Annotated in this window: 22 protein-coding genes and 1 tRNA gene; 5 read left to right on the top strand and 18 right to left on the bottom strand. The window is 70.0% G+C overall.

The window, feature by feature from the left end; genetic code table 11:
* The first annotated feature begins 434 nt into the window (after positions 1-434).
* The gene (locus tag ADK54_RS01925; RefSeq protein ID WP_053723709.1) at positions 435-1916 is read left to right on the top strand and encodes a cellulose binding domain-containing protein; all 1482 of its coding nucleotides are present in this window, start codon (positions 435-437) and stop codon (positions 1914-1916) included.
* Positions 1917-2061: 145 nt separating this feature from the next.
* Here the strand turns inward: ADK54_RS01925 and ADK54_RS45565 are convergent, their stop codons facing one another.
* The 7 genes from ADK54_RS45565 to ADK54_RS01895 all read right to left on the bottom strand — a co-directional run bounded on the left by ADK54_RS45565 (position 2062) and on the right by ADK54_RS01895 (position 9419).
* Positions 2062-2232: a hypothetical protein gene (locus ADK54_RS45565; protein WP_159047593.1), complete on the bottom strand. Its 171-nt coding sequence runs from the start codon at positions 2230-2232 to the stop codon at positions 2062-2064.
* A 14-nt stretch (positions 2233-2246) separates the two neighbouring features.
* On the bottom strand, positions 2247-3011 hold the full coding sequence (locus tag ADK54_RS01920) for a MerR family transcriptional regulator (RefSeq protein ID WP_234391879.1): 765 nt from the start codon (positions 3009-3011) through the stop codon (positions 2247-2249).
* Positions 3012-3061: 50 nt separating this feature from the next.
* A complete protein-coding gene (locus ADK54_RS01915) occupies positions 3062-4711 on the bottom strand; it encodes a bifunctional aspartate transaminase/aspartate 4-decarboxylase (protein ID WP_053723707.1) in 1650 nt (549 codons plus the stop codon).
* Positions 4712-4776: 65 nt separating this feature from the next.
* The gene (locus ADK54_RS01910) at positions 4777-6180 is read right to left on the bottom strand and encodes a GH1 family beta-glucosidase (RefSeq protein WP_053723706.1); all 1404 of its coding nucleotides are present in this window, start codon (positions 6178-6180) and stop codon (positions 4777-4779) included.
* A 64-nt stretch (positions 6181-6244) separates the two neighbouring features.
* A complete protein-coding gene (locus tag ADK54_RS01905; protein ID WP_053723710.1) occupies positions 6245-7126 on the bottom strand; it encodes a carbohydrate ABC transporter permease in 882 nt (293 codons plus the stop codon).
* Positions 7084-8079 (bottom strand): carbohydrate ABC transporter permease, encoded by a 996-nt coding sequence (locus ADK54_RS01900; protein WP_053723705.1) that lies wholly within the window; start codon positions 8077-8079, stop codon positions 7084-7086. The genes ADK54_RS01905 and ADK54_RS01900 overlap by 43 nt, the downstream gene beginning before the upstream one ends.
* Positions 8080-8081: 2 nt before the next feature.
* Positions 8082-9419, bottom strand: a complete 1338-nt coding sequence (locus ADK54_RS01895) for an extracellular solute-binding protein (protein ID WP_053723704.1) — start codon at positions 9417-9419, stop codon at positions 8082-8084.
* A gap of 233 nt (positions 9420-9652) precedes the next feature.
* On the opposite strand from ADK54_RS01895, the gene ADK54_RS01890 reads away from it, so the two are divergent.
* The gene (locus ADK54_RS01890; RefSeq protein WP_234391877.1) at positions 9653-10684 is read left to right on the top strand and encodes a LacI family DNA-binding transcriptional regulator; all 1032 of its coding nucleotides are present in this window, start codon (positions 9653-9655) and stop codon (positions 10682-10684) included.
* Positions 10685-10768: 84 nt separating this feature from the next.
* Here the strand turns inward: ADK54_RS01890 and ADK54_RS01885 are convergent.
* The 4 genes from ADK54_RS01885 to ADK54_RS01870 all read right to left on the bottom strand — a co-directional run bounded on the left by ADK54_RS01885 (position 10769) and on the right by ADK54_RS01870 (position 13547).
* Positions 10769-10841, bottom strand: a tRNA-His gene (locus ADK54_RS01885).
* Between the two features lie 134 nt (positions 10842-10975).
* Positions 10976-11578, bottom strand: a complete 603-nt coding sequence (orn, locus tag ADK54_RS01880) for an oligoribonuclease (RefSeq protein WP_053723702.1) — start codon at positions 11576-11578, stop codon at positions 10976-10978.
* Positions 11579-11588: 10 nt separating this feature from the next.
* On the bottom strand, positions 11589-12839 hold the full coding sequence (locus ADK54_RS01875; protein WP_053723701.1) for a helix-turn-helix domain-containing protein: 1251 nt from the start codon (positions 12837-12839) through the stop codon (positions 11589-11591).
* A 387-nt stretch (positions 12840-13226) separates the two neighbouring features.
* Positions 13227-13547: a hypothetical protein gene (locus ADK54_RS01870; protein ID WP_053723700.1), complete on the bottom strand. Its 321-nt coding sequence runs from the start codon at positions 13545-13547 to the stop codon at positions 13227-13229.
* A 444-nt stretch (positions 13548-13991) separates the two neighbouring features.
* On the opposite strand from ADK54_RS01870, the gene ADK54_RS01865 reads away from it, so the two are divergent.
* Together ADK54_RS01865 and ADK54_RS01860 are read left to right on the top strand one after the other, a co-directional pair.
* Entirely contained in the window at positions 13992-14513 is a 522-nt protein-coding gene (locus ADK54_RS01865; protein WP_053723699.1) for a universal stress protein, read from the top strand.
* A gap of 165 nt (positions 14514-14678) precedes the next feature.
* Positions 14679-15248: an acetate uptake transporter gene (locus ADK54_RS01860; RefSeq protein ID WP_053723698.1), complete on the top strand. Its 570-nt coding sequence runs from the start codon at positions 14679-14681 to the stop codon at positions 15246-15248.
* Between the two features lie 105 nt (positions 15249-15353).
* Here the strand turns inward: ADK54_RS01860 and glmS are convergent, their stop codons facing one another.
* The 3 genes from glmS to ADK54_RS01845 form a co-directional block, all read right to left on the bottom strand.
* Complete coding sequence (gene glmS / locus ADK54_RS01855) at positions 15354-17171, bottom strand: glutamine--fructose-6-phosphate transaminase (isomerizing) (RefSeq protein WP_053723697.1); 1818 nt, start codon at positions 17169-17171, stop codon at positions 15354-15356.
* A 55-nt stretch (positions 17172-17226) separates the two neighbouring features.
* Complete coding sequence (locus ADK54_RS01850; protein ID WP_053723696.1) at positions 17227-17508, bottom strand: hypothetical protein; 282 nt, start codon at positions 17506-17508, stop codon at positions 17227-17229.
* Between the two features lie 98 nt (positions 17509-17606).
* Positions 17607-18491, bottom strand: a complete 885-nt coding sequence (locus ADK54_RS01845) for a DUF4429 domain-containing protein (protein ID WP_053723695.1) — start codon at positions 18489-18491, stop codon at positions 17607-17609.
* Positions 18492-18667: 176 nt separating this feature from the next.
* On the opposite strand from ADK54_RS01845, the gene ADK54_RS01840 reads away from it, so the two are divergent.
* Positions 18668-20260: a beta-N-acetylhexosaminidase gene (locus tag ADK54_RS01840; protein WP_053723694.1), complete on the top strand. Its 1593-nt coding sequence runs from the start codon at positions 18668-18670 to the stop codon at positions 20258-20260.
* A gap of 60 nt (positions 20261-20320) precedes the next feature.
* On the opposite strand, the gene ADK54_RS01835 is transcribed toward ADK54_RS01840, so the two are convergent.
* From ADK54_RS01835 to ADK54_RS01820, 4 genes are read right to left on the bottom strand one after another with little or no spacing between them, the layout of a single operon-like run.
* Positions 20321-22090 carry an IucA/IucC family protein gene (locus ADK54_RS01835; protein WP_053723693.1) on the bottom strand — a complete coding sequence of 590 codons (1770 nt, stop codon included), beginning with the start codon at positions 22088-22090 and terminating at the stop codon, positions 20321-20323.
* Positions 22087-22647 (bottom strand): GNAT family N-acetyltransferase, encoded by a 561-nt coding sequence (locus ADK54_RS01830; protein WP_053723692.1) that lies wholly within the window; start codon positions 22645-22647, stop codon positions 22087-22089. The genes ADK54_RS01835 and ADK54_RS01830 overlap by 4 nt, the downstream gene beginning before the upstream one ends.
* A complete protein-coding gene (locus ADK54_RS01825) occupies positions 22644-23912 on the bottom strand; it encodes a lysine N(6)-hydroxylase/L-ornithine N(5)-oxygenase family protein (protein WP_053723691.1) in 1269 nt (422 codons plus the stop codon). Before ADK54_RS01825 ends, ADK54_RS01830 begins: the two co-directional genes overlap by 4 nt.
* A gap of 10 nt (positions 23913-23922) precedes the next feature.
* A complete protein-coding gene (locus ADK54_RS01820) occupies positions 23923-25371 on the bottom strand; it encodes a pyridoxal phosphate-dependent decarboxylase family protein (RefSeq protein ID WP_053723690.1) in 1449 nt (482 codons plus the stop codon).
* Positions 25372-25632: the final 261 nt, after the last annotated feature.

The following is a 25632-nucleotide window of genomic DNA, read 5'->3' as shown; positions in this document are numbered from 1 at the left end:
TCCGCCCCAGACCCCGTTCGCGCCTCAAGGGCGCTCGTCCTCAAACTCCCCCAAGGCCTCAAGGGCCAGGGGGGACCCCCATGACGGGCTGAAGATGCCTGTACCCGGCGCTGCCAGGGGCGCGGGGAACTGCGCGACCAGCCGCCCACGGTCCGCAGCCGACAACCATCCGCGCATACAGCCCCTCCGGCGCCTGAGGAGCGAGGGTCCGGGGGCAGCGCCCCGGGAACGGACCTCAAGCCCACCCTCACCCCCGGAAAGTCTCGGGAAGGGGCGGGGTGGGGGAACAGCCGGGCTTAACCTCCCCCCATCCCACCCTTAAGCCGACCCTAAGATCCCCAACCCCCGCCCCGAACTGGGCATTTGTCCGATTCCGCATCGCTAGCGTGCTGCCGCACCCCCGAATTCCCCCGCAACGCAGAGGCAGGCACGGCATGGGCAGCAGTACGCACCGGCGCAGGGCGAGTGGCAAGACCAAGGTGATCGGCGGGGTGGCCGCCGCCGCGGTCGTCGGCGGCGCGGCCTTCGCGCTCACCGGCACCGCGCAGGCCGCCTCGGTCGGCGCGGCGTACACCAAGACCAGCAGCTGGACCGGTGGTTACACCGGGCAGTACGTCATCACCAACGACACCGGCAAGACCCTCGCCGACTGGACCCTGGAGTTCGACCTCCCCGCCGGCACCACGCTGTCCTCCCTCTGGAACGGCGACCAGACCGTCAACGGCCGGCACGTCACCGTGAAGCCCCCGAGCTGGGACAAGGCCGGGCTCGCCGCGGGCAAGTCGGTCACCGTCGGCTTCGTCACGTCGGCCGGCGGCACCGCGGGCGACCCCACGGGCTGCCTCATCGACCAGGAGAAGTGCTCCGTCGACACCGGCGGCACCCCCCAGCCCAGCGGCCGCCCCACCGAACAGCCCAAGCCCACCGCCAAGCCCTCCCAGTCGGCGAGCACCAAGCCCACCCCTCAGCCCTCCAAGTCGGCCACCGCGATACCCACCCCCACCAAGAGCACGGGCACCTCCGCCGGCGCCGGGTTTGCCCCGTACGTCGACACCTCGCTCTACCCCACCTACGACCTCGCGGCCACCGCCGACAAGACCGGCGTCAAGCAGTTCAACCTCGCCTTCGTCACCTCCGGCGGCAGCTGCGCCCCGATGTGGGGCGGGGTCACCGACCTCCCGAGCGACAAGGTCGCCTCGCAGATCGGCGCGCTGCGCGCCAAGGGCGGCGACGTCCGGGTCTCCTTCGGCGGCGCCTCCGGCTCCGAGCTCGGCCTCGTCTGCAAGAGCGCGGACGATCTCGCCGCTGCGTACGGCAAGGTCGTCGACGCCTACAAGCTCACCAAGGTCGACTTCGACATCGAGGGCGCGGCCCTGCCCGACACCGGCGCCAACACCCGCCGCGCGCAGGCCATCGCGAAGCTCCAGCAGTCCCACCCCGGGCTCGACGTGTCGTTCACGCTGCCCGTGATGCCGGAGGGGCTCACCCAGCCCGGCGTCGACCTCGTCGCCGATGCCAAGAAGAACGGCGTGAAGGTCTCCGCCGTCAACATCATGGCGATGGACTACGGGCCCTCCTACAGCGGCGACATGGGCGACTACGCCATCCAGGCGGCCACCGCGACTCAGGCCCAGATCAAGGGAGTTCTCGGTCTGTCCGACGCCGCCGCCTGGAAGGCCGTCGCCGTCACACCGATGATCGGCGTCAACGACGTCAACGTGGAGACGTTCACCGTCGCCGACGCCACCAAGCTCGTGGACTTCGCCAAGTCCAAGGGCCTCGGCTGGCTCGCCATGTGGTCCGGCGCCCGCGACCAGCAGTGCCCCGGCGGCGCCAAGAACTCCGCCGACCCGACCTGCTCCTCGATCGTCCAGGAGCCCCTGGCCTTCACCAAGGCCTTCGGCGCCTACCGGTAGTCGATCGAGTAGTCGATCAAGTCGTCGGTCATGTAGTCGATCGGGCAGCCGATACGAGCTGTCGATACGGGCTTTCGATACGAGCAGGCCTCCTGACCAGCGTCCCGGCCGGATCGCACCTTCCCCCATGTCGGCCGGGGCGCGCTCAGCTCGTGGTGGACCTCGCGACCCCCTTCGTCACCAGCGCAAGCACCCCCACCGCGATCACCACCGCCGGCACCACGCCCCACCCGATCACCCCGATCCCCGCGAGCACGCACACCAGCGGCACGGTGATCAGCAGGAACGGCAGGAGCGAGTACTTGTTGATCACCACGTAGTTTCTCCTCATCACTTCGCCCCCTCTCGGGCCGCGTCCAAGTAGTCCGTCAGGTCGTCCCACTGGCCCGGCCGTGCCGACGCGTCCCCCGACAGCGCTGCCGGGTCCTCGCGCCACGCGGTCCGCACGCCCGCCGAGAGCGTCCGGTCGCCGCCGCTGAACAGGGCGCCCAGCTCGTCCATCCGGGCCGCCAGCTTGCGTACGCGCGGATCGGTCGGCGGGGTGCCGGAGAGCCTCAACTGCTCGGCCCGGCGGTACAGTTCGGGCCACTCGACCTCCATCAGGTAGTGCGCGGCCGGGCCGATGGCCGCGGCGTGGGTGCCAAGGGCGAGTAGCTGGTCGTCGTCCAGGTGACGGCGTACCGCCTGTTCGGCGGCGGGGCTCGCGGCGCCGGTGGCGCGCAGCGCGTCGAGGACCGCGGAGGCCGTCGGCGCCCGGCCGTCCGCCACCTGCCGTTCGATGTGGACGAGCCGGTCGCGCAGGCCGTTGAGCGCCGCGAGGTGCGCCTCGACGCTCTCGCGGTGGTCGCGCAGGACTCGCATCGGGTCGATCCCGGAGTCCAGGCACACGGCGATCGTGTCGAGGCCCAGGCCCAGGCCGCGCAGGGCGAGCACCTGGTAGAGCCGGGCGATGTCGTCCTCGGTGTACTCCCGGTGCCCGCCCGAGGTGCGGCGCGAGGGGGAGAGCAGGCCGATGGTGTCCCAGTGGTGCAGCGTGCGGACGGTGAGCCCGCTGGCCTCGGCCAGGGGGCCCACCTTCCAGGTGGATTCGCTCATGGAGCCACTGTGCATCCTCACGCCGCGTGAGGTTCAAGCCCCGCGCGCCCTCATGCGCGGGACGCCTGCCACTCCTCGGCGTAGTCGTGGAAGATCGCCCGCAGATGGTGGCCGATCTTGAGGTAGTCGAGGTCGTCCAGATTGGCGAGCGAGACCCGGACCGACCACTGCGGGCCCCGGAAGCCGCCGCCGTTGAGCAGCACCACGCCGGTCTGCTCGGCCAGCCGGAACAGCGGGTCGGCGGGCTCGTACGTCGTCTCCAGGAACTCCGCGAAGTCCTTGCCGTGGACGCGTTCGGCCTCGGCGAGCAGGTCGAGCTCGATGTAGTACCCGGCCCGCTGTGGATCGTCCGCGATCTTCATCTGGGCGCCCTCAAGGAGGAGTTCGAGGCGCCGGCGGACGATCGCGCGGATGCGGTGCTTGTACGCCTGCCCCTCGTCCAGCATCGCGAACAGCGAGAACAGCACCATCATCACCTGCTGCGGCAGCGAAAGACCGGCGGTGTGGTTGAGGGCGACCTGGCGCGAGTCGGCGACGAGGCGGTCGATGAAGCGGAGTCTCTCCGGCTCCAGGGTCAGGGTTCCGTAGCGCCCGTCCAGGCGCTCCCGCTCGGCCTCGGGCAGCCCCGCGATCAGCTCGTCGATCACGTTGTCGTCGTGCAGGCCGATCACGCCGAGCCGGTGCCCCGTGCAGCCGAAGTGCTTGGAGTACGAGTACACGAGCAGCGTGTTGCGCGGCAGCTCGGCGGCGATCGAGCGGAAGCCCTCCACGAACGTGCCGTACACGTCGTCCGTGACGATCAGCAGATTCGGATTCGGCCCGGCGACGATCTCCCCGATCTGGTGCGCGACCCGCTCGCTCAGCGCCAGCGAGGGCGGGTTCGACGGGTTGACCAGGCACACCAGCTTCACGCCCGGGTCGGCGAGCTTGGCGACCTCCTCCGCCGGATAGCGCCACTCGCGCACCCCGGTCTCGGCGAACAGGCTCGCCTCGACGCGCACCACGTCGAAGTCGTACGTATCGAGCTCGGGAATCTCCACGTACGGGGTGAACACCGGCACCATCAGGGCGATCCGGTCGCCCTTCGCCAGGAGCCCGTTCTTCATCAGCGAGTCGAAGACGTAGCACATGGCCGCCGTGCCGCCCTCGGTCGCGAACAGCGACATCTCGCTCTCCGGGGGCCGCCGGTCGAACAGCTCGTCGGCGAGGTAGCCGCGCACGATCTGCTCGGCATGCGTCAACATCCGGTCGGGAACCGGGTAGTTGTCGCCGATCGAGCCGTCGGTGAGCTCGTGCACGAACGCGTCCCGGTCGAAGCCGAAGCGTTCGACGGCGTACGCGATGGACCGCTGGAGGAGCTCGATGCCGGGCAGGCCCGGGTGCCGGCGGGCGAAGGAGTCGAAGCGGCCGGCCGCGCCCCTCTTCTCCGGCATGCCGCCGAGGTCGTCGGCGGTCCACACCCGGCGGGACTCGGCGAGGGCGAAGCAGCCGAGCGCGTGGAAGGCTTCGCGCGGTCCGGTGGCGACCCAGTTCGGGTTGCCGCGGCCCGCGTTCAGCATCTGCCGCGCCGACTTCTCCTTCTGGCCGGGCTCGTCCTCCTGGACCGCCTGCGCGATCTCGATGAACCTGTCCTTCAGCTCGAACGGCGAGAGCCGCGCGAACGACTGGATTTCCGCACGGGTGAACCTGGTCCTGGGCACGGGGCTTCCTTACGTACGGCAGCGGAGCTCAGGAATGAGGTGCCCGCCCTCGCCCCGCCGCCGCGTCACGCCTCGGGTAGTTCACCCGTCCGGGCCAGCTCCGCGTACCAGCGGGCGCTCGACTTCGGGGTGCGGGCCAGCGTCTCGTAGTCCACGTACACCGCGCCGAACCGCTTGCCGTACCCGTACGACCACTCGAAGTTGTCCATCAGCGACCAGAGGTAGTAGCCCCGCACGTCCGCGCCCGCCTCCATCGCGCGGCGCACCGTCGCGAGGTGGTCGCGCAGATAGCGGATGCGGTCCGGGTCGTGCACCGCGCCGTCGGGGCCGGGCTTGTCGTCGCAGGCCGCCCCGTTCTCGGTGACCAGGAGCGGCAGCCCGGGCGCCTCCTTGGCGTAGCGCAGCAGCAGGTCGTACAGGCCCGACGGGTCGATGGCCCAGCCCATCGCGGTGCGCTCGCCGGGCGGCTGGTGGAAGGCGACGGAGGCGGCGCCCGGCCAGGGCGAGTGCGTGCTCGCGCCGTGGCCGTCGGCGCGGCCGTCCGCCCGCTCCGGATCGGCGGCCGACACCAGGGACGTCGTGTAGTAGTTGAGGCCGAGCGCGTCGAGCGGCTGGTGGATCGCGCGGAGATCGCCGTCGTGCACGAAGGCCCAGTCGGTGACGGACGCCGTGTCCGCGAACAGGTGCTTCGGGTACGCGCCGTGCAGCATCGGCCCGTGGAAGACGCCGTTGGCCAGGTCGTCGATCCGGCGGGCCGCCGACAGATCCGCCGGATCCTGTGAACGAGGCCTGATCACCGCCGAGTTGAGGCTCACCGCGATCCGGTTGCGGGCCGGCATCACGGCCCGCAGGGCCGAAGTCGCCTGCCCGTGCGCCAAGTTGAGGTGGTGGGCCGCTCGCAGCGCGGCCGCCGGGTCGGTCCGTCCTGGCGCGTGCACCCCCGACCCGTACCCCAGGAAGGCGCTGCACCAGGGTTCGTTTAGGGTGGTCCACCGCTCGACCCGGTCGCCGAGCGCGGCCCCCACCAGGGTCGCGTACTCGGCGAAACGGCAGGCGGTGTCCCGGGCCGGCCAGCCGCCGGCGTCTTCGAGCTCCTGCGGCAGGTCCCAGTGGTAGAGGGTGAGCGCGGGCGCGATGCCCCGGTCGAGCAGCTCGTCGACGAGGCGCCGGTAGAAGTCGAGGCCGAGCTGGACGGCAGGCCCCCGGCCGGTGGGCTGCACCCGCGACCAGGAGACGGAGAAGCGGTACGAGGTGAGGCCGAGCTCCGTCATCAGCGCGACGTCCTCGCGCATGCGGTGGTAGTGGTCCACCGCGATGTCACCGGTGTCGCCGCCGGCGGTGCGGCCCGGGGTGTGGCTGAAGGTGTCCCAGATCGACGGGGTGCGCCCGTCCTCGGCCGCCGCCCCCTCGATCTGGTAGGCGGAGGTGGCGGCGCCCCAGAGGAAATCGGACGGAAAGCGGTCGGACATACGACACTCCCAACGAGCTGATGGGTAAGGGGGATTGGGGCCATGGGGGCCCGGGCCGTCGGGGCTAGCCCTTCACCGCGCCCTGCATGATCCCGCCCACGATCTGCCGTCCGAACAGCACGAACGCGAGCAGCAGCGGCAGCGTGCCGAGCAGGGCGCCGGCCATGATGACCGACTGGTCGGGGATGTAGCCGCGGCCGAGTCCGGTCAGGGCCACCTGGACGGTGGGGCTGCCGTTCTGGGTCAGCGCGATGATCGGCCAGAAGAAGTCGTTCCAGGCCATCACGAAGGTCAGCATGCCGAGCACCGCCATCGCGGGCCGGGCCACCGGGAACACGATGTGCCACACCACCCGCCAGCTGCTCGCCCCGTCCACCCGGGCGGCCTCTATCAGCTCGGTGGGCAGCGCCTCCACCAGGTACTGCCGCATGAAGAACACCCCGAACGCGCTCACCAGGGTGGGCAGGATGACGGCCTGGAGCTGGTCGGTCCAGGACAGCTTGGCGACCAGCATGTACAGCGGTACGACGCTGAGCTGGGGCGGCACCATCATCGTGCCGATCACCAGGAGCAGCAGCAGGTTCTTGAAGCGGAAGCGCAGCTTGGCGAAGGCGAAGCCGGCCAGCGTGGAGAAGAAGACCGTGCCGGCCGCGATGGAGCCCGCCACGATCGTCGTGTTGAGCAGGGCCGTGCCCATGTTGGCGTCGGTCCAGGCGATCCGGAGGTTCTTGAACAGGTGGGAGCCGAACCAGAACGGCGGGGGCGTCTGGGCGAGCCGCGTGTTGGTGCGGGAGGCGGCCACCGCCGTCCAGATCAGCGGGAAGAGCGATCCTGCGGTGAACACGATCAGGACGGCGTAGGTGAGGCGGCCGCCGTGCAGTTGGCGGCCGGCACGCTGGGCTCTCAACTCGTCATCCCCTTGCGCAACTTGTGGGAAACGAGCCAGTTCGCCGCGCCGATGAGGAGCAGGATCAGGAACATCGCCCAGGCGATCGCCGAGGCCCGGCCCAGGTGCAGATTCACCCAGCCCTGTTCGTACAGGTAGAGGCCGAGCGTCTGGAACTGGTGGTCCGAGCCGCCGGTGGCGCCCGCGGAGCCGTTGAACAGGAGCGGCTCGCCGAACAGCTGGGTGGCGCCGATCGTGGAGACGACCGCGGTGAACAGGATGGTCGGGCGCAGCGACGGGATCGTCACATGGCGGAACTGCTGCCACCGCGAGGCCCCGTCGAGCGCCGCCGACTCGTACAGGTCGGCGGGCACCGCCTGCATGGCGGCCAGGTAGATCAGCGCGTTGTAGCCGGTCCAGCGCCAGATGACGATGGTGGACACGGCCAGCTGCGAGCTCCAGCCGCCGTTCTGCCAGTCGATGTGCTCGAAGCCGACGAGCCCGAGTGCCCAGTTGATCATTCCGTAGTCGCGCCCGAAGAGCAGCACGAACACCAGCGTCGCGGCCGCCACGCTGGTGGCGTACGGGGTGAGGACGGCGACCCGGAAGAACATCGAGCCGCGCAGCTTGTAGTTGAGCAGATGGGCGATGCCGAGCGCGACGAGCAACTGCGGCACGGTGGAGAGGATCCCGATGGTGACGGTGTTGCGCAGCGCGTTCCAGAAGAAGTCGTCCGAGAGCAGGCGCGAGAAGTTCCTGAGGCCCACCCACGTCATGTCTTCCGGCGAGGTCAGCTCGACCTGGTGCAGCGAGGCCCAGCCCGTGTAGAGGAGCGGGAAGAGGCCGAAGGCCGCGAAGAACAGGAAGAAGGGCGCGATGAACGCGTACGGGCTCCAGCGCACATCGCGCCGGTAGCGGCGGCTGCGCCGTTCTTCCGCACCGGCCCGGGCGGGGGCCGTGCCCTCCTGCCCGGGACCGGGGGAGGGCACGGCGGCCGTGGTGTCGCTCGCCATCGTCACTGGTCCAGCGCGTTGTCGATCGCCTTCACCGCGGCGTCCCAGCCCTGCTGCGGCGACTTGCCCTTCTGCTCGACCTGGAGCATGCCGATGTCGGAGAGGTTCTGCTGGATGATCTGGTCCTTCGGGCCGAGGGTCTGCACCGGGGTGCCCTCGGCGGCCTGCGCGAAGATCCGGCCGATGGGCGCGCCCGCGAAGTAGGCGTGCTTGGCGTCCGCCACCGCGGGCAGTCCGTACGCGGCCTTCGCGCTCGGGAAGCTGCCGCGCTTCTCGAACAGGACGGCCTGCTGGGCGGGCGCGGTCAGCCAGGCGGCGAGCTTGGCGGCCTGTGCCGTGTGCTTGCCGGCCGAGGGCACGGTGAGGAAGGAGCCGCCCCAGTTGGACGGTTTGGGGGCCGCGGCCACGTCCCACTGGTCCTTGCCGGCGGCGCCCGCCTTGTCCTGGATGTAGCCGAGCATCCACGCCGGGCAGGACACGGTGGCGAAGGAGGCGTTGGCGAAGCCCTGGTCCCAGGTCGGCTGGAACTGCTGGAGCTTGGCGGTGAGCCCGCCGGTCGCGAACGCGGCCGCGGTGTCCCAGGCCTGCTTTATGGCCGGGTTGTCCTTGTAGACGACCTTGCCGTCGGCGTCGTAGTAGCGGGTGGCGCTGGACCCGGTGATCGAGTTCAGCACGCCGGAGGCGGAGTCCACGAAGGCGGTGCCCGCCGGGGCCTTCGCCTTGTACTGCCGCCCCACCTCCAGATACTTGTTCCAGTCGCCCGCCCACAGCTTGCCCACGGCGTCCCGGTCGGTGGGCAGGCCCGCCTTGGCGAACAGGTCCTTGCGGTAGCAGATGCCGGTCGGCCCGGTGTCGGTCCCGAGGCCTACCGTCCTGTCGCCCTTGGCGGTGCCCTCGGCCCACTTCCACGGCAGGAAGTCGTCCTTGTTCACGCCGGGCGCCTTGGACAGGTCCTGCAGTTTGCCGCTCTGGGTCGCGGTGACCTCGGCGATGTTGCTGACCTCGACGGCCTGGATGTCGGCGAGCCCGCTGCCCGAGCCGAGGTGGGTCAGGAGCTGCGGGTAGTAGTTCTCGTTCCGCTCGATCGAGGTCTGCTTGATCTCGATGTCCGGGTGGAGCTTCATGTACGCGTCGTAGAGCCCGGCCTCCTTCAGGCCGAACGCGCCGAAGACGCCGACGGTGAGGGTGGTCTTCGCGCCGCCCCCGCCGCCTCCCGCCGACGATCCTTCGGCCGCCGGGGACGTGCCGTCGTCGGCGCAGCCGGCGAGCAGCCCGGTGCCGAGCGCGGCCACGGCCGCGAGGGCCGCGAGGCGTCTGGACGTACGTGTACGCGTGCGCATTGCTTCCTCCAACTGTCGTCCGGGCCAAGCCAGTTGAGGCGCGTCGGCGCGGGCGGAAGGTATGCGAAAGGTGTAGGGACCTACTACTGTGGGAGCGCTCCCAGCCGTGATGTGTTGAAGGGTTGCGGCTCCCTGTTGGACTGTCAAGGGACCGCGCAATGGCAGCGGATGAGGTTCCCCGTCCGGCCGGGACTGTTACTTTCACCGGAGTTGCGCGAGTTGGGGAGGCAGACGTGACAGCAGCCCGCACAGCCAGGGGCCGCGGTGCCGGACGGCCCACGCTCGAAGAAGTGGCGGCCAGGGCCGGGGTCGGCCGGGGCACCGTGTCCCGGGTGATCAACGGCTCGCCCCGGGTCAGCGACGAGACCCGGGCCGCCGTCGAGGCCGCCGTCGCCGAACTCGGCTACGTACCCAACCGGGCGGCCCGCGCCCTCGCCGCGAACCGCACCGACGCCATCGCCCTGGTCGTCCCCGAGCCCGAGGCCCGCTTCTTCGCCGAGCCGTACTTCTCGGACATCGTGCGCGGGGTGGGCGCGGCGCTCGCCGACACCGAGATGCAGCTCCTGCTCACCCTGGTCGGCGGCGACCGGGAGCGGCGCAGGCTCGCCCAGTACCTCGCGTCCCACCGCGTGGACGGCGTGCTGCTCGTCTCCGTGCACGCGGACGACCCGCTGCCCGACCTGCTCGAACAGCTAGGGATCCCGGTCGTCATCAGCGGCCGCCGCCGCGAGGACGAACCGCTCGCCTCGGTCGACTGCGACAACTACGAGGGCGCCCGCGCCGCCGTCGCCCACCTCGCCGCCCGCGGCCGGCGCTCCATAGCGACGATCACCGGACCCCTGGACGTGTACGGAGCCCGCCGCCGCCTCGACGGCTACCGGGCGGCCCTCGCGGCGGCGGGCCTGGACGAACTGGCCGCGCACGGCGACTTCACCGAGGAGGGCGGCCGCCGCGCGATGACCGAGCTCCTCGAACGCGCCCCGCACCTCGACGCGGTCTTCGCCGCGTCCGACGTGATGGCCTCCGGCGCCCGCCAGATCCTGCGCGAGGGCGGCCGCCGCATCCCCGAGGACACCGCCCTGATCGGCTTCGACGACTCGGCGATAGCCCGCCACATGGACCCGCCGCTGACCAGCGTGCGCCAGCCGACGGAGGAGATGGGCCGCGCGATGGCCGAGCTGCTGCTCACCGAGATCACCGCCACCGAACCGGCCCGCCCGAGCCTGATGCTCCCCACGGAACTCGTCGTACGGGCATCGTCGTAAATAGAGGCATCGAACGGCCGGAACAAGAAGCCGAACGAGAAGAAGGCCCGAACCGCTTTCGCGGCCCGGGCCTTCTTCCATCAGGGTGAGTAACGGGACTCGAACCCGCGACATCCTGGACCACAACCAGGTGCTCTACCAGCTGAGCTATACCCACCATGCATGACCGGACTGTTGTGGTCTTGGGAAGTCCCTGGGGGCTTCCCTACCGGCCGAGAAAAAGTGTACAGGGTCCGGGAGGGTGCTCGCGCACATGTTTCGAGGCACCCTCCCGGCCCCCCCTGCGAAGGCCTACTCCGCAGGCAGGACGTACTTCGCCGCGATCGACTTCGCGGTGTCCGAGTCCGGGCCCGGCTGCGGCACGAAGACCGCCTCCCGGTAGTAGCGGAGCTCCGCGATGGATTCGCGGATGTCCGCCAGTGCCCGGTGGTTTCCGTTCTTGTCCGGGCTGTTGAAGTACGCCCGCGGATACCAGCGGCGGGCGAGCTCCTTCACGGAGGAGACGTCCACGATCCGGTAGTGGAGGTGGGACTCCAGGCTCGGCATGTCCCGCAGCAGGAACCCGCGGTCGGTGCCGACCGAGTTTCCGCACAGCGGTGCCTTGCCCGGCTCCTTGACGTGCTCACGTACATACGCGAGGACCTGCTCCTCGGCGTCGGCCAGCGTGGTGCCGCCGGCCAGCTCGTCGAGGAGCCCGGAGGCGGTGTGCATGGTGCGCACCACCTCCGGCATGGTCTCCAGCGCGGCGTCCGGGGGACGGATCACGATGTCCACCCCTTCGCCGAGTACGTTCAGCTCCGAGTCGGTGACCAGCGCGGCCACCTCGATGAGTGCGTCGTCCGCCAGCGAGAGCCCGGTCATCTCGCAGTCGATCCACACCATGCGGTCGTTCATGCGTCTTACCCTACGGGGCGCTCCGCTGACCGGGCAGACTCGGACGGCCACCGGTGTAGCCGGAGGCGTACAGATCGGAGCTGGGTTTCCCCGGCTCCGCCGCGGTGTGCGAGGTCGCACCCGGCCCCACCACCGCGCTGGCCGCCGCCGTCCGCCGGGCCTGGGGGAGCGCCTGGGGCAGAACGGTCTCCGGCACCGGAGCCGGCATGGGCACCGCGACGGGGCCCGCGCTGGGTTCCGGTTGTGGCCGCCGCGCCCGGTAGGCCGCCCGGTACGACGCCGGGGACGAGCCGAGCTGGCGGCGGAAGTGCCCGCGCAGCGCGACCGGGGAGCGGAAGCCGCAGCGGCCCGCCACCTCGTCCACGGAGTAGTCGGACGTCTCCAGCAGGCGCTGGGCCTGCAGGACCCGCTGGGTGATCAGCCACTGGAGGGGGGCCGATCCGGTCAGCGAGCGGAAACGACGGTCGAAGGTGCGACGGCTCATGTACGCCCGCGCGGCCAGGGTCTCCACGTCGAACTGCTCGTGGAGGTGCTCCAGCGCCCAGGCGACGACCTCGGCCAGCGGGTCGGAGCCGATCTCCTCAGGTAAAGACCTGTCGAGATAGCGCTCCTGTCCGCCGCTGCGGCGCGGCGGCACGACCAGTCGGCGGGCCAGCGCGCCGGCCGCCTCGCTGCCGTGGTCCGTCCGCACTATGTGCAGGCAGAGATCGATTCCGGCCGCGGTTCCGGCCGAGGTGAGGACGTCCCCGTCGTCGACGAAGAGCTCCCTCGGGTCCACGTGTACTGATGGATAGCGTTTGGCCAGTGTCGGCGCGTACATCCAGTGCGTCGTCGCCGGGCGGCCGTCCAGAAGACCGGCCGCGGCGAGCACGAACGCGCCGGTGCACAGCCCGACGATCCTTGCCCCTTCCTCGTGTGCCCGGCGCAGCGCGTCGAGCGCGGCTGCCGGGGGCGGCGAGGTGATGGAACGCCACGCGGGCACCACCACCGTTCCCGCCCTGCTGATTGCTTCCAGACCGTAGGGCGCGGTGAGTTCGAGTCCCCCTGTGGTCCGCAGGGGTCCTTCCTCACCGGCACACACCAGCAGTCTGTAACGCGGAACTCCCGCGTCCTGACGGTCGATTCCGAACACGGAGAGCGGAATGGAACTTTCGAAGATGGGGCCGCCACTGAACAGCAGTACGGCGACGACTTCCCGGCGTCGGCGGCCGGCCAGCTTCCTTGCGGTCTCCGGTGATGCGGCAGCGGAGTCCTGGCTCATGGCGCTAAGCCCCCCTCGGTGTTCGCGGCTCCCCGTTCTTGTCGGGCCTGTCGCTCCTGCACTTTTCCCCTCGGTTTTGCACGAGTCCCCAGCCTTCGATACGCATGATCGAATCTACTGCGTCCCGTGGCGCCGGCGTGACAAGTCCGGCACCCAGCGCTATGTCGACAAGGCAACTTGGCGCGAAGCTTTCGATCACGAAGCGTTTCACTCGTGGGCCCCGCAGGGGAAGTGCGCCTCATGGGGATGGCCCGTACCCGTATGGTGCCAGAGGCCGCAATGGTCCTTTCCTCCCTGGTGGCAAGGGGGTTGGCAGGCCATTTGGCCAAGGAATCCGCCACCGGGGGAAGTTGGCCGAAAACATACGGGTCCAGGTGTGCGATCGGCTCACCTCCCGGGTGTACATCCCCCCGCGTGACGCCCACCGCGACGCACTCCCGGAGCCGGTCGGGCGTGCCGTCCGGACACCGGAAGCGACGGTCGTGCCCGTTCCTCGGCGGCTGCCCGCTCGGACTGGCGCAGCAGCAGCCGGCATACGGCGGTCACGGCCGTCAGGCCGAGGGCGGAGCCGAACGCCCCCGCGAACGAGGACCCGTACACGATGAGCACCACCGGCACGAGCACACAGCTGAACGCCGCCCAGCGGACGACGTCGCCCGCCGGGTCGGCCGGGGGGCGGGCGGCCGCCCAGAGTGGTTCGGCGTTCACGGACCGGTTGGTACGTACGGATTCAGCCGCGGACGATACTCCGGGCGGCCGGTGACGGGGGCCGGGCGGGGCGGCGGGGACGGACGGGTGGGTGGCCGGGGGAGCGAGCACGAGGGGGTGCTTCCTGATCGAGGTCGGGCGAGATCACGCCTCTAACGCGGAAGCAGTCCGTCCAGTAACTGAAAGATCATCGGTGCGGAGGTGGAGAACGGCCGCGGGGGACCGCTGTAAAGGGCACCGGGCATTGCCATCCGGGGCGGGCTCGTGCATGCTCCGGGGAACGCCGAGTAGGTTCGGCGGCTCTGGGCAGGAGAGGAGTGTCGCCGTACCCTTGGGGGTATGGGGTTGGGAAGATGATTCCCGGACACAGCTCCGCCGCCGACTCGTTGTTGCTCACTTGTCCCCGCTGTCCCCCGACTGAGGACCTCCTTCGCCGAGACACCCATGGCCGGTCACGAATTCTCCGAACCCGCGGACCGCAAGCAGGTAGCCGACCCCACGTCGGACCTCCAAGCGGTGCCAGAACCACGACATTCCTGCGATCCCGCATTCCGGCACGGCGTCGTCGTCGGCTTCGACGGCTCGACGTCCAGTGAGCGGGCCCTCGCCTACGCCATCGGCATGGCCAAGCGGTCCGGCTCGGGGCTGATCATCGTCCACGTCGCCAACCGGCTGCCCACCACGGTGTGGGCGGGCTGCGAGCCGCCGGTCTTCGTCGATGTCCCCGACCACCGCACCGAGGTGCTCGGGCTCGAACTCGCCTGTGCCGACTATCTCGCCGAGGTGCCCTGGATCCTGGTCGAGCGCGGCGGCGACATCTGCCACGAACTGGAAGAAGTCGGGCGCGAGTACGCCGCGGACGCGATCGTCGTCGGCTCCACGCACGGCATCGTCGGGCGGATCTTCGGCTCGGTCGCGGGCCGGCTCGCGCGGCGTGCACAGCGCCCCGTCGTCGTCATCCCGTAATCGGGCGTTGTCCCAGTTGAGACCGGTGTGATGTTTCGCTGATGAAGCGTCAACTTCCTTTGTGTGCAGGCGAATCTACTCACGCGTAGGGGTGGATTGTGCCCTTGTGAAGGGTAGATAAGCCTCGCTGGGAAGCAGCACAACCGCACATGAAGGGAGCCCGCCGTGGACAACGAAGTTCCCGCGGGAAGCACCACCTCCACTCTCGGTCACCTCGCACTCGGACTCACTCTGCTGGCCTTCGGCCTCGGCAACACCCGCGTGATCGACGGCGTGACGGTGGCCGACTCGGTCTCGGTCGCGACCTACGTCGGCGGCATCGGCCTGTTCGTCCTCGGCGTCCTCGCCTTCCGCGATCAGGACGCGTTCACCGGCACCGCCTTCGCGGGCCTGGGCGCCTTCTGGTTCACCTGGGCCGCGGGCGCGAACACCAAGTTCTCGGCCAACGCGGCCGGCCTCTTCCTGGTCCTCTTCGCACTCCTGGCGCTGAGCCTGGCAGCGGGTTCGGCCGGCTCCGGGCTCTTCCGGCAGGGCACGTACGGACTGCTCTTCCTCGCCCTGGTGCTCCTGGCCATCGGCCAGTTCGCCGACAGTTCCTCGCTCGGCAAGGTGGCCGGCTGGGTGGCCACCGTCGCGGGTGCCGCGGCCTGGTACGGGGCGACGGCCTCGCTCGCCAAGTGGCCCACCGCCCTGCCCCGACGCGCTGCCGGCCGGGGGGTGACGGCCACCGGCTGAACGGCAGCCGCAGGCCGGTGCCTGGGCAGCACCGGCACGCAGAAGGGCGACCCCCGCCGATGGCCGGGGTCGCCCTTTTCTGCGCGTAGGGACTACGCGTACGGACTACTCGACGGTGACCGACTTGGCCAGGTTGCGCGGCTTGTCGATGTCGCGGCCCATCGCCAACGCCGTGTGGTAGGCGAAGAGTTGGAGCGGGATGCCCATGAGGATCGGGTCCAGCTCGTCCTCGTTCTTCGGCACGACGATGGTGTGGTCGGCCTTCTCCTGGTGCTGGTGCGCGACCGCGAGGATGCGGCCGCTGCGGGCCTTGATCTCCTCCAGGGCGGCGCGGTTCTTCTCCAGGAGGTCGTCGTTCGGGACGATGGCGACCGTCGGCAGCGCGGGCTCGATGAGCGCGAGCGGGCCGTGCTTCAGCTCGGAGGCGGGGTAGGCCTCGGCGTGGATGTAGGAGATCTCCTTGAGCTTCAGGGAGGCCTCCAGGGCGACCGGGTAGCCGCGCACGCGCCCGATGAACATCATCGACTGGGCGCCCGCGTACTCCTTGGCCAGCTTCTCGATCTCCGGCTCCATGGCCAGGATCTCCTCGATCTGGCCGGGCAGCTTGCGCAGGCCCTCGATGATCCGCTTGCCGTCGGCCACCGACAGGTCGCGGATCCGGCCGAGGTGCAGCGCGAGCAGCGCGAACGCGACGACCGTGTTGGTGAAGCACTTGGTGGAGACGACGCAGACCTCGGGCCCGGCGTGCACGTAGGTGCCGCCGTCCGCCTCGCGGGCGATCGCCGAGCCGACGACGTTCACGACGCCGAGCACACGGGCGCCCTTGCGCTTGAGCTCCTGCACCGCCGCGAGCACGTCGTACGTCTCACCGGACTGCGAGACCGCGATGTACAGGGTGTCGGGGTCCACGACCGGGTTGCGGTAGCGGAACTCGGAGGCCGGCTCGGCGTCCGCGGGGATGCGGGCCAGCTCCTCGATGAGGCCGGCGCCGATCAGGCCCGCGTGGTACGAGGTGCCGCAGCCGAGGATCTTGATGCGGCGCACGCCGCGCGCCTCGCGGGCGTCCAGGTTCAGGCCACCGAGGTGAACGGTCGAGAACCGGTCGTCGATGCGGCCGCGAAGAACCCGGTCGACGGCCTCGGCCTGCTCGCTCATCTCCTTGTGCATGTACGTGTCGTGGCCGCCCATGTCGTAGGAGGCGGCCTCCCACTCGACGGTCTCGGGGGTGGTGTTGGTGAGCGTGCCCGAGGTCGTGTACGTCCGGAAGTCGTCGGCCTTCAGGGTCGCCATCTCGCCGTCGTTGAGGGTGACGACCTGGCGGGTATGGGCGATCAGAGCGGCGACGTCGGAGGCGACGAGCATCTCCTTCTCGCCAATGCCGAGGATGACCGGGGAGCCGTTGCGGGCGACCACGATGCGGTCGGCGAAGTCGGCGTGCATCACGGCGATGCCGTAGGTGCCCTCGATGACCTTGAGCGCCTCGCGGACCTTCTCCTCCAGGGAGTCGGCCTGGGAGCGGGCGATCAGGTGGGTGATGACCTCGGTGTCGGTCTCGGAGGCGAAGACGACGCCCTCGGCCTCCAGCTTGACGCGCAGTTCGGCGGCGTTGTCGACGATGCCGTTGTGGACGACGGCGACCTTGTTCTCGGGGTCGAGGTGCGGGTGCGAGTTCACGTCGGAAGGGGCGCCGTGGGTGGCCCAGCGGGTGTGGGCGATGCCTGTGGTGCCGGCGAAGCGCTTGGGGACGCGGGCCTCCAGGTCGCGGACGCGGCCCTTGGCCTTGACCATCTTCAGGGCCCCGGACTTGGGGGTGTTGACGACCATGCCCGCGGAGTCGTAACCCCGGTACTCCAGCCGCTGCAGGCCTTCCAGCAGCAGCGGAGCCACATCACGCTTGCCGATATATCCGACGATTCCGCACATAGAGTCTCTGCCCCTCCATCGATGTACAAAAGTTCCTGCGGTGCTCGAAGCCTGCTCAGCCGTAGACGATGCGGCGCAGCTGCCGGAGCGAGAGCTCCGGTGGCGCCACGGCGCGATGCGGCAGCTCTGCCGCGATCCGCTCGAAGATCTCCGCGTTCACCGCGCCCCCGGACTGCAGTTCACGGTGGCGCCGGCGGACGAATTCCTCGCACGTCTCGTCGAAGTACGCCAGCACCTCAAGCACCACCCGGGCCGCTTCACCGCGCTGGAGCGCGGTGCTGCGCACCAGATGATCTACGAGGTCGTCGTGGGACGACGGGTTGCGGCGTTCGAGCACCCGTCGATATTGCGGGCTATCGAGGCCGTACGCAAGAATCCTGCCCGATTCCGGGCAGGATTCACATGATCACGCGTCTGGTCTGGACCAGAACGGCTTCACAGGCGCTTGAGGACCGCCTGCTTGGCCGCCGAGAACTCCTCGTCCGTGAGGATGCCGCTGCGGTGCAGCTCGCCGAGCTCGCGCAGGCGGCGGAGCAGTACGTCGTGGTCCTCGGCGGCCGGGGCGGCGGGCGCCGCCTCCAGGGACTTGGGGGCCGCGGCCGCCAGCTCGTGCCGCGGGGCGTGCGGGTGCGGCATCCGGACCACCACCGCCGAGGCGAGCAGCGCCATCAGCGGGTCCTTCTTGAAGCCGTTCAGCTCGACCGCCATCGGGTCGTGGCCGGGGGCGAGCCGCGGGGCGTTCGGGCTGGTGACGAAGCGCAGATAGCCGTCGCTCAGCCCGCGCGCGGGCTGCCAGACCACCCCCGTCAGCTCGTCGAGGGGGAGGGTGACAGGCCCGGCCGCCGTCTTCTTGTCGTCGGTGTGCCAGGTCCACTCCAGGTGCACGGTGCGACCGTCGAAGGTGACCGTGGCATCGCCCGCGCCCACCGTCATCGGCACCGCAGGGCCCGGCATGAGGTAGGTGTCGACGGGCCCGTCCGGCACCTCGTCGAGCAGCAGCGCGTTGCGCACCTCGTCCACCATGTATTCGGCCACGGCCGACGTCCGGGTCTCCACGGTCAGGACGTACGGGTCCGAGGCCTCCGGCAGCTTTCCGCCGGTGACCTGGAGCAGCGGATCCGCCCCGTCCCGCAGCCGCAGCCTGAGCCGGCCCGTCTTGCGCCCCGGCTCGTACGCGATGCCCGCCACCGCGCGCAGCGGCACCGCTGTCTCCCCGAGCGTCCGCTGGAGCAGACCGACCGACTTGTCGCTGCCCGGCACGATCCGCAGCGTCTCGCCGTCGAAGACCCAGGTGCCGTCCTTCTGGATGATTTCCGCCATGTGGGGATTGTTTCACCGGCCCCTGCCGTGATGATCGACTTGCGCACATCGGGCGGTTCCGGTACGCCCTGCGGTGCCGCTCTTCACCTTGACCCCGGGTGGGATCCCCGGTCCCATGGGAAGTGTTCGGTTGCTCAGCCCCCACAGTTGCGCGACCCCTTGGAAGGGAACCGCTTGTGAGACAGAGACAGCGCAGGACATTCGCCCGGCTCCTCGGCTCCCTGGTTCTGGTCGCGGCCGCCGGGCTCACCAGTATCGGGGCCTCCGCGGCCCCCGCGGCGGCGGGCGCACCCCGCCCGCTGGGCCAGATAGTGCCCGCCCCCGCCTCCGTTTCCACGGGCGGCTCCGCGTACACCATCGGCTCGGCCACCAAGATCAGGGTCGCCCCGGGCTCGCCCGACGCCCAGCGCATCGGCGACTACCTGGCGGGCGTGCTCCGCCCCTCCACCGGGTACGGGCTGCCCGTCACCAGCGCGGCCGGCAGCGACGGGATCCGGCTGCTGCTCGGCGCCGGTGACCAGGGCCTCGGCGACGAGGGCTACCGGCTCTCCTCGGGCGGCGGCTCGCTCACCATCACCGCCAACCAACCCGCAGGCCTCTTCCACGGCGTACAGACGCTGCGGCAGCTGCTGCCCGCGGCCGTGGAGAAGCGGACGAAGCAGACCGGTCCCTGGAAGATCGCGGGCGGCACGATCACCGACTCCCCGCGCTATGCCTACCGGGGCGCGATGATCGACGTCTCGCGGCACTTCTTCAGCGTCGACCAGGTCAAGCGGTACATCGACCAGCTCGCCCTCTACAAGATCAACGAGCTGCACCTGCACCTCAGCGACGACCAGGGCTGGCGCATCGCCGTCGACTCCTGGCCCAAGCTCGCCACGTACGGCGGCCAGACGCAGGTCGGCGGCGGCAAGGGCGGCTACTACACCAAGGCCGACTACCAGGCGATCGTCGCCTACGCCTCCTCCCGCTATCTGGAGGTCGTCCCCGAGATCGACACCCCGGGACACACCAACGCGGCCCTCGCCTCCTACGCGGAGCTCAACTGCAACGGCGTCGCGCCCCCGCTGTACACGGGCACCAACGTGGGCTTCAGCTCGCTGTGCGTGCCCAAGGACGTGACGTACAAGTTCCTCGACGACGTGGTGCGCGAGGTCGCGGCCCTCACGCCCGGGCGGTACGTCCACATCGGCGGCGACGAGGCGCACTCCACCTCGCACGACGACTACGTCAGCTTCATGGACAAGGCCCAGCCGGTCGTCGGCAAGTACGGCAAGACCGTGATGGCCTGGCACCAGATCGCCGGGGCCACGCCCGTGGAGGGGGCCGTCGCCCAGTACTGGGGCACGCTCGGCAACGAGACGGACGTCGCCGCGGCCGCGCAGGCGGGCACCCGGCTCGTGATGTCGCCCGCCAACCACGCCTACCTCGACATGAAGTACGACGCGAAGTCTCCGCTCGGGACCAGCTGGGCCGGATACGTCGACGTCGACAAGTCGTACGCGTGGGATCCGGACACCTTCATCGCGGGGGTGCCGGCGAAGGCCGTGCTGGGCGTCGAGGCGCCGATCTGGTCGGAGACGCTGACCAATTCCTCCCAGATCGAGTACATGGCGTTCCCGCGGCTCCAGGGGATCGCGGAGATCGGGTGGTCGCCGGCGTCCACGCACGACTGGGCGTCGTACAAGACCCGGCTCGCGCAGCAGGGGCCGCGGATGGCGGCGCTGGGGATCAACTTCTACCGGTCGCCCGTGGTGCCCTGGGTTTGATCCCTCGAAGCCGGAGGGGATCGGTCCTGCCAGAACCGATCCCCTCCGGCACGTGACGCGTCAGGCGATGGGGTTGCCCAGCGTTCCCACCAGTTGCAGCGCGCCCGCCGGGTCCGCCAGGTCCACCATCTGTTCGTTGTTGCGGAGCTGGAGGCGGTTCAGGCAGGACAGGGCGAAGTCCGGGGCGAACAGGTCGTACTGCTTGAATTTGTCGGCCAGTTCGGGCTTCGAGGCCTGGTAGGCGGTGACGCAGTCCGTCACCGTCCGCCAGAACGCGGACTCCTCCATCACCCCTTCCGTCACCAGCGCCGCGTTCAGGAAGCGGAAGAAGCAGTCGAAGACGTCCGTGAACACGGAAAGGAGCTTCATGTCCTCGGGGACGTCCGCGCGGATCCGCTCCACGGCCGGCGGCAGCGCCGCGTCCGGGTCCATGACCGCGATCTCCTCGGCGATGTCCTTGAAGATCGCCCGCGAGACCGTGCCGTCCTCGGCGAGGACCAGGATCACGTTCTCGCCGTGCGGCATGAACACCAGGTCGTACGCGTAGAAGGAGTGCAGGACCGGCACCAGGTACGCGTCCAGGTAGCCGCGCAGCCACTCGGCCGGGGTGCGGCCCGACTCGGCGATCAGGGCGCCCGCGAAGGACGCGCCCTCGTGGTCGGTGTGCAGCAGCGAGGCCATCGTGGCGAGGCGCTCGCCCGGCCGGAGCGAAGGCACCGGGCTCTCGCGCCACAGCGCGGCCAGCATCTTGCGGTACGGCGAGTAGCGGTCGGTGGCCCGCTCGTACTGCTCGTGGCGGTAGCCGACCGCCGCCCGCTCGCGGATGATCGAGAACCGGGCCGCGCGGAACGTGCCGTCCGCCGCGATCAGCCCCGCCAGCCAGTCGTTGATCGCGGGCGTCGCCTCCATGTAGGCGGCCGAAAGCCCGCGCATGAAGCCCATGTTGAGGACCGAGAGGGCCGTTTTGACGTAGTGCTTGGCCGGGTCGCTCGTGTTGAAGAAGGTACGGATCGACTGCTGGGCGAGGTAGTCGTCGTCGCCCTCGCCGAGCAGCACCAGGCGCTCCTGGGCGATCTCGGCGGCGAAGGTCACGGACAGCTTGTTCCACCACTGCCACGGGTGCACCGGCAGGAGCAGGAAGTCGGCCATGTCCAGGCCGCGTTCGGCCAGCCGTGCGGCGAACCGGTCGAGGGTGTCCCGGCCGAGTTCGGCGCGCATCAGCGCCTCGTGGTCCAGGCCCGTGCCCGCCGTGAAGGTGGCGCGGTCGCGGCGGGCCGCCAGCCACAGCAGCCGTACCGGGCTCGCGGTCTCGGGGGCGTACGCGAGGTATTCGTGGATGCCGAAGCCGAGCCGGCCGTTGTTGGCCACGAAGCAGGGGTGGCCCTCGGTCATGCCCGTCTCGATGGCCTGGAAGCCGGAGCGGACGAGCTCGGCCGACGTGATCTGAGGCTTCGTCAGCTTGTATGCGGCGCCGGACAGGGTGGAGGAGATCTCCTCCAGGTACACCGGAAGGATCGCGTCGCTCAGGCCCAGCGAGCCGCGCAGTTCGAGGAAGAAGTCCAGTGCGTCCAGCGGGAGTTGGCCATCGGAGCCCTGCCGGGATATCGACTCGGCGAACACCTGCCAATGGTCGAGGGAGAGCCGGGACGCGGTGAAGCGGTACTCGACCGAGCCGTCGTCGGAGCGGACGGCGTACCGGTCGTCGCCGAGCGGCTCGGGGGTGAGGAGGCGCTCGTGGGCGAACTCGGCGAGCGCCTTGCGGATCAGGAGCCGGTTGGCCTCGGCCCACAGCTCGGGGGTGAGGTGGGTGACCGCGGTGTCGGTGGTCATCGTGCTGCTGCCTCTCCGGCCAGGGCCGTACGGAACTGCTCTCGGGTGCAGAAGGACAGGTAGGCGTCCTTCTCGGGCTTGGTGATCCGCTCGGCGATCTCGAAGCCGACGGCCGCGTTCAGCGCGTGCACCGCCTTGTTGTCGACGTCGGGCTCGACGACGACGCGCTCGGTGGCCGGGTCGGCGAACAGCTCCTCCATCACGGCGGTGATGACGGCCCGTGTGAAGCCGTGCACCGGGGTGTCGGTCGGGGCGACCAGGAAGTGCATGCCGACGTCGCCGGGCAACGGCTCGTACAGGCCGACCAGTTCGACGTGCGCCGGGTGGTAGTGCTCCATCAGGAACGCGGGCTCGCCGTCGTGCAGGCCGACGAAAGCGTGGTGGTGCGGGTGGGCGGCGATCGCCATGTACTCGCGCTCGACGTCCTGGAGTTTCGCGTCCTGCATCAGCCAGAACGCGGCCTTGGGGTGGGTCACCCAGGAGTGCACGAGCTCGGCGTCGGACAGCGGGTCGAGCGGCCGGAAGGCGAAGGACCCGAGGGTGGTCTGGGGGCTCATATGGCGAACTCCTGGAAGGCGATGGACTTCTCGACCGGGTAGTACTCGCGGCCGAGCAGCTCGCCGATGATGTACGCGTTGCGGTAGGCGCCCATGCCGAGGTCGGGCGAGGTGATCGAGTGGGTGTGCACGCCGGCGTTCTGGAGGAAGACGCCGTGGCCGGTGGTGTCGATGGAGTAGTTGCGGGCCACGTCGAAGCGCCCGCGCCCGTCGCGCCGCAGCCGGTCGGTGACGGGCGCGAGGAACTCCGGCTCGGCGTACTGGTAGCCGGTGGCCAGGACCAGGCCCTCGGTGCTGAGGGTGTAGTCCTTCTCCTGCTCCTCCTGGCGCAGGCCCAGCGTGTACGTACCCGTCGTGGTGTCGTAACTGGCCGAGCCGAGCGCGGAGTTGGTGAGGAGACGAGTAGGAACGGGCCCCTTGAGGTTCTTCTGGTAGAGCAGGTCGAAGATGGCGTCGATCAGCTCCGAGTCGATGCCCTTGAAGAGCCCCTTCTGCGACGATTCGAGCCGGTAGCGGGTGGCCTCGGGCAGCGCGTGGAAGTAGTCGATGTACTCCGGGGACGTCATCTCCAGCGTGAGCTTGGTGTACTCAAGCGGGAAGAAGCGGGGCGAGCGCGTCACCCAGTTCAGCCGGTAGCCGTGGACGTCGGCCTCGGAGAGCAGGTCGTAGTAGATCTCGGCGGCGGACTGCCCGGAGCCGACGATCGTGATCGACTCCTTTGCCTGGAGCGCCTCTTTGTTCTCCAGGTAGCGGGAGTTGTGCAGGAGGTCGCCGCCGAGGCCCCGGCAGGGCTCGGGGATGTGCGGCGGGGTGCCGGTGCCGAGCACGAGACGGCGGGTGCGGAAGGTGTCGCCGGTGGTGGTGGCGACGGCGTACAGCTCGCGCTTCTCGTCGTACGTCACCGACTCGACGGTCCGGCCGAAGCGGATCGAGCTCAGCTTTCCGGCCGCCCAGCGGCAGTAGTCGTTGTACTCGGTGCGCAGCGGATAGAAGTTCTCGCGGATGTAGAACGAGTACAACCGCCCCGATTCCTTCAGGTAGTTGAGGAAGGAGTACGGCGAGGTCGGGTCGGCGAGGGTGACCAGGTCGGACAGGAACGGGGTCTGAAGGTGGGCGCCCTCCAGGAACATTCCGGAGTGCCACTCGAAGTCGGGCTTGGTCTCAAGGAAGAGCCCGTTCAGCTCGTCGATGGGCTCGGTGAGGCAGGCGAGCCCGAGGTTGAAGGGGCCGAGCCCGATCCCGATGAAGTCGTACGCCTCGGACATGCCGGGGGCTTCAGGACGCGTGGACAAGGTTCTCTCCCAGGTACTGCTCGGCGTGGCCGGCGATCAGGTCGAGCACGGCGGCGATGTCGTCGACGCTCGTCTCGGGGTTGAGCAGGGTGAACTTCAGGTACTGGCGGCCGCCGGACTTGGTCCCGGCGACGACGGCCTCGCCGGACGCGAAGAGCGCCTTGCGGGCGTAGAGGTTGGCACGGTCGATCTCGGCGGGCGAGGTGACGGTGTCGGGGATGTAGCGGAAGACGAGGGTGGAGAGCGTGGGCTGCACGACGACGTCGTAGCGGGGGTCGGCGGCGAGCAACTGCCATCCCTGCTCGGCCAGTTCACACACTTCGTCGAAGAGCGAGCCGATGCCGTCGGCGCCCATGGTGCGCAGGGTCATCCACAGTTTCAGGGCGTCGAAGCGGCGGGTGGTCTGGAGCGACTTGTCCACCTGATTGGGGATGCGCTCCTCGGCGGCGCGGCGCGGGTTGAGGTAGTCGGCGTGGTACGTCGCGTGGCGCAGCGTGCCCCCGTCGCGGACCAGGACGGCGCTCGAACTCACCGGCTGGAAGAACGACTTGTGGTAGTCGACGGTAACGGAGTCGGCGCGCTCGATGCCGTCGAGCAGGGCGCGGCGGGCGGGGGTCGGCGAGGCGAGCAGCCCGCAGCCGTAGGCGGCGTCCACGTGCATCCAGGCGCCGTACTGGGCGCAGAGCTCGGCGATGCCGGGCAGCGGGTCGATGGAGCCGAAGTCGGTGGTCCCGGCGGTGGCGACGACCGCCATGGGTACGTTGCCCTCGCTCACGCAGTGCTCCAGGGCGCGGGCCAGGCCGAGGGTCTGCATGCGCTTGTCGTGGTCGGTGGGGACGGCGACGACCGCGTCCCTTCCCAGGCCGAGCAGTTGGGCCGACTTCTGCACGCTGAAGTGGCTGCACTCGGAGGCGAAGATGCGCAGTCTGGCGAGGTCGGTCGTCTTGGCCTCCTCGCGGGCGAGCAGCATCGACTGGAGGTTGGACTGGGTGCCGCCGCTGGTGAACACGCCGTCGGCGGCGGGGCCGAGGCCTATGCGCTGTGCGGTCCAGTCGATGAGCCGGCGCTCGATGAGGGTGCCGCCGGCGCTCTGGTCCCAGGTGTCGAGCGAGGAGTTGACGGCCGAGAGCACGGCCTCGCCCAGCACGGCGGGGATGACGACCGGGCAGTTGAGGTGGGCGAGGTAGCGGGGGTGGTGGAAGTAGACGGCGTCGCGGAGGTAGACGTCTTCGAGCTCGTCCAGGACGGCGGAGGCGTCGCCGAGCGGGGCGTCGAGGTCGATGCCGTCGATGACCGGGGCGAGCTCGTCGACGCCGGCGCCGCTGAACGGCTGCCGGGTCGTGGCGAGTTTGCGCGCCACCCGCTCGACTCCTTCGGTCACGGAGCGTCGGTAGTGCTCCGCGGTCGTGTCGTTGAGCAGATGCGAACGCATGGGGGTGTCCTCCGGGTCGGGAGCGGCGGGCCCTCCGGGCGGGAAGGGGGGTGTTGCGAGGGCCGCGATCTCGTAAGTGAGGTTAGCCTAACCTTAGTGGTGGGCTCAATGCGGGGGCGGGGGTTCCCCACCCGCCCACCCGTTCGGCCGGGTTGGAGGGTTCGGGCACGCGGGGCGGGTTGATCGCCGTTGGCATCCGCGGCGCGGTGGGTGCGGCGCCGCCTTGCGGCGGGCGCGGGATCTCCCCACCCTGCCCTCCCG

This window comes from Streptomyces sp. WM6378, from assembly GCF_001279695.1.
Taxonomy (GTDB): Bacteria; Actinomycetota; Actinomycetes; order Streptomycetales; family Streptomycetaceae; genus Streptomyces.
This window is presented reverse-complemented; position numbering and strand designations above follow the sequence as displayed.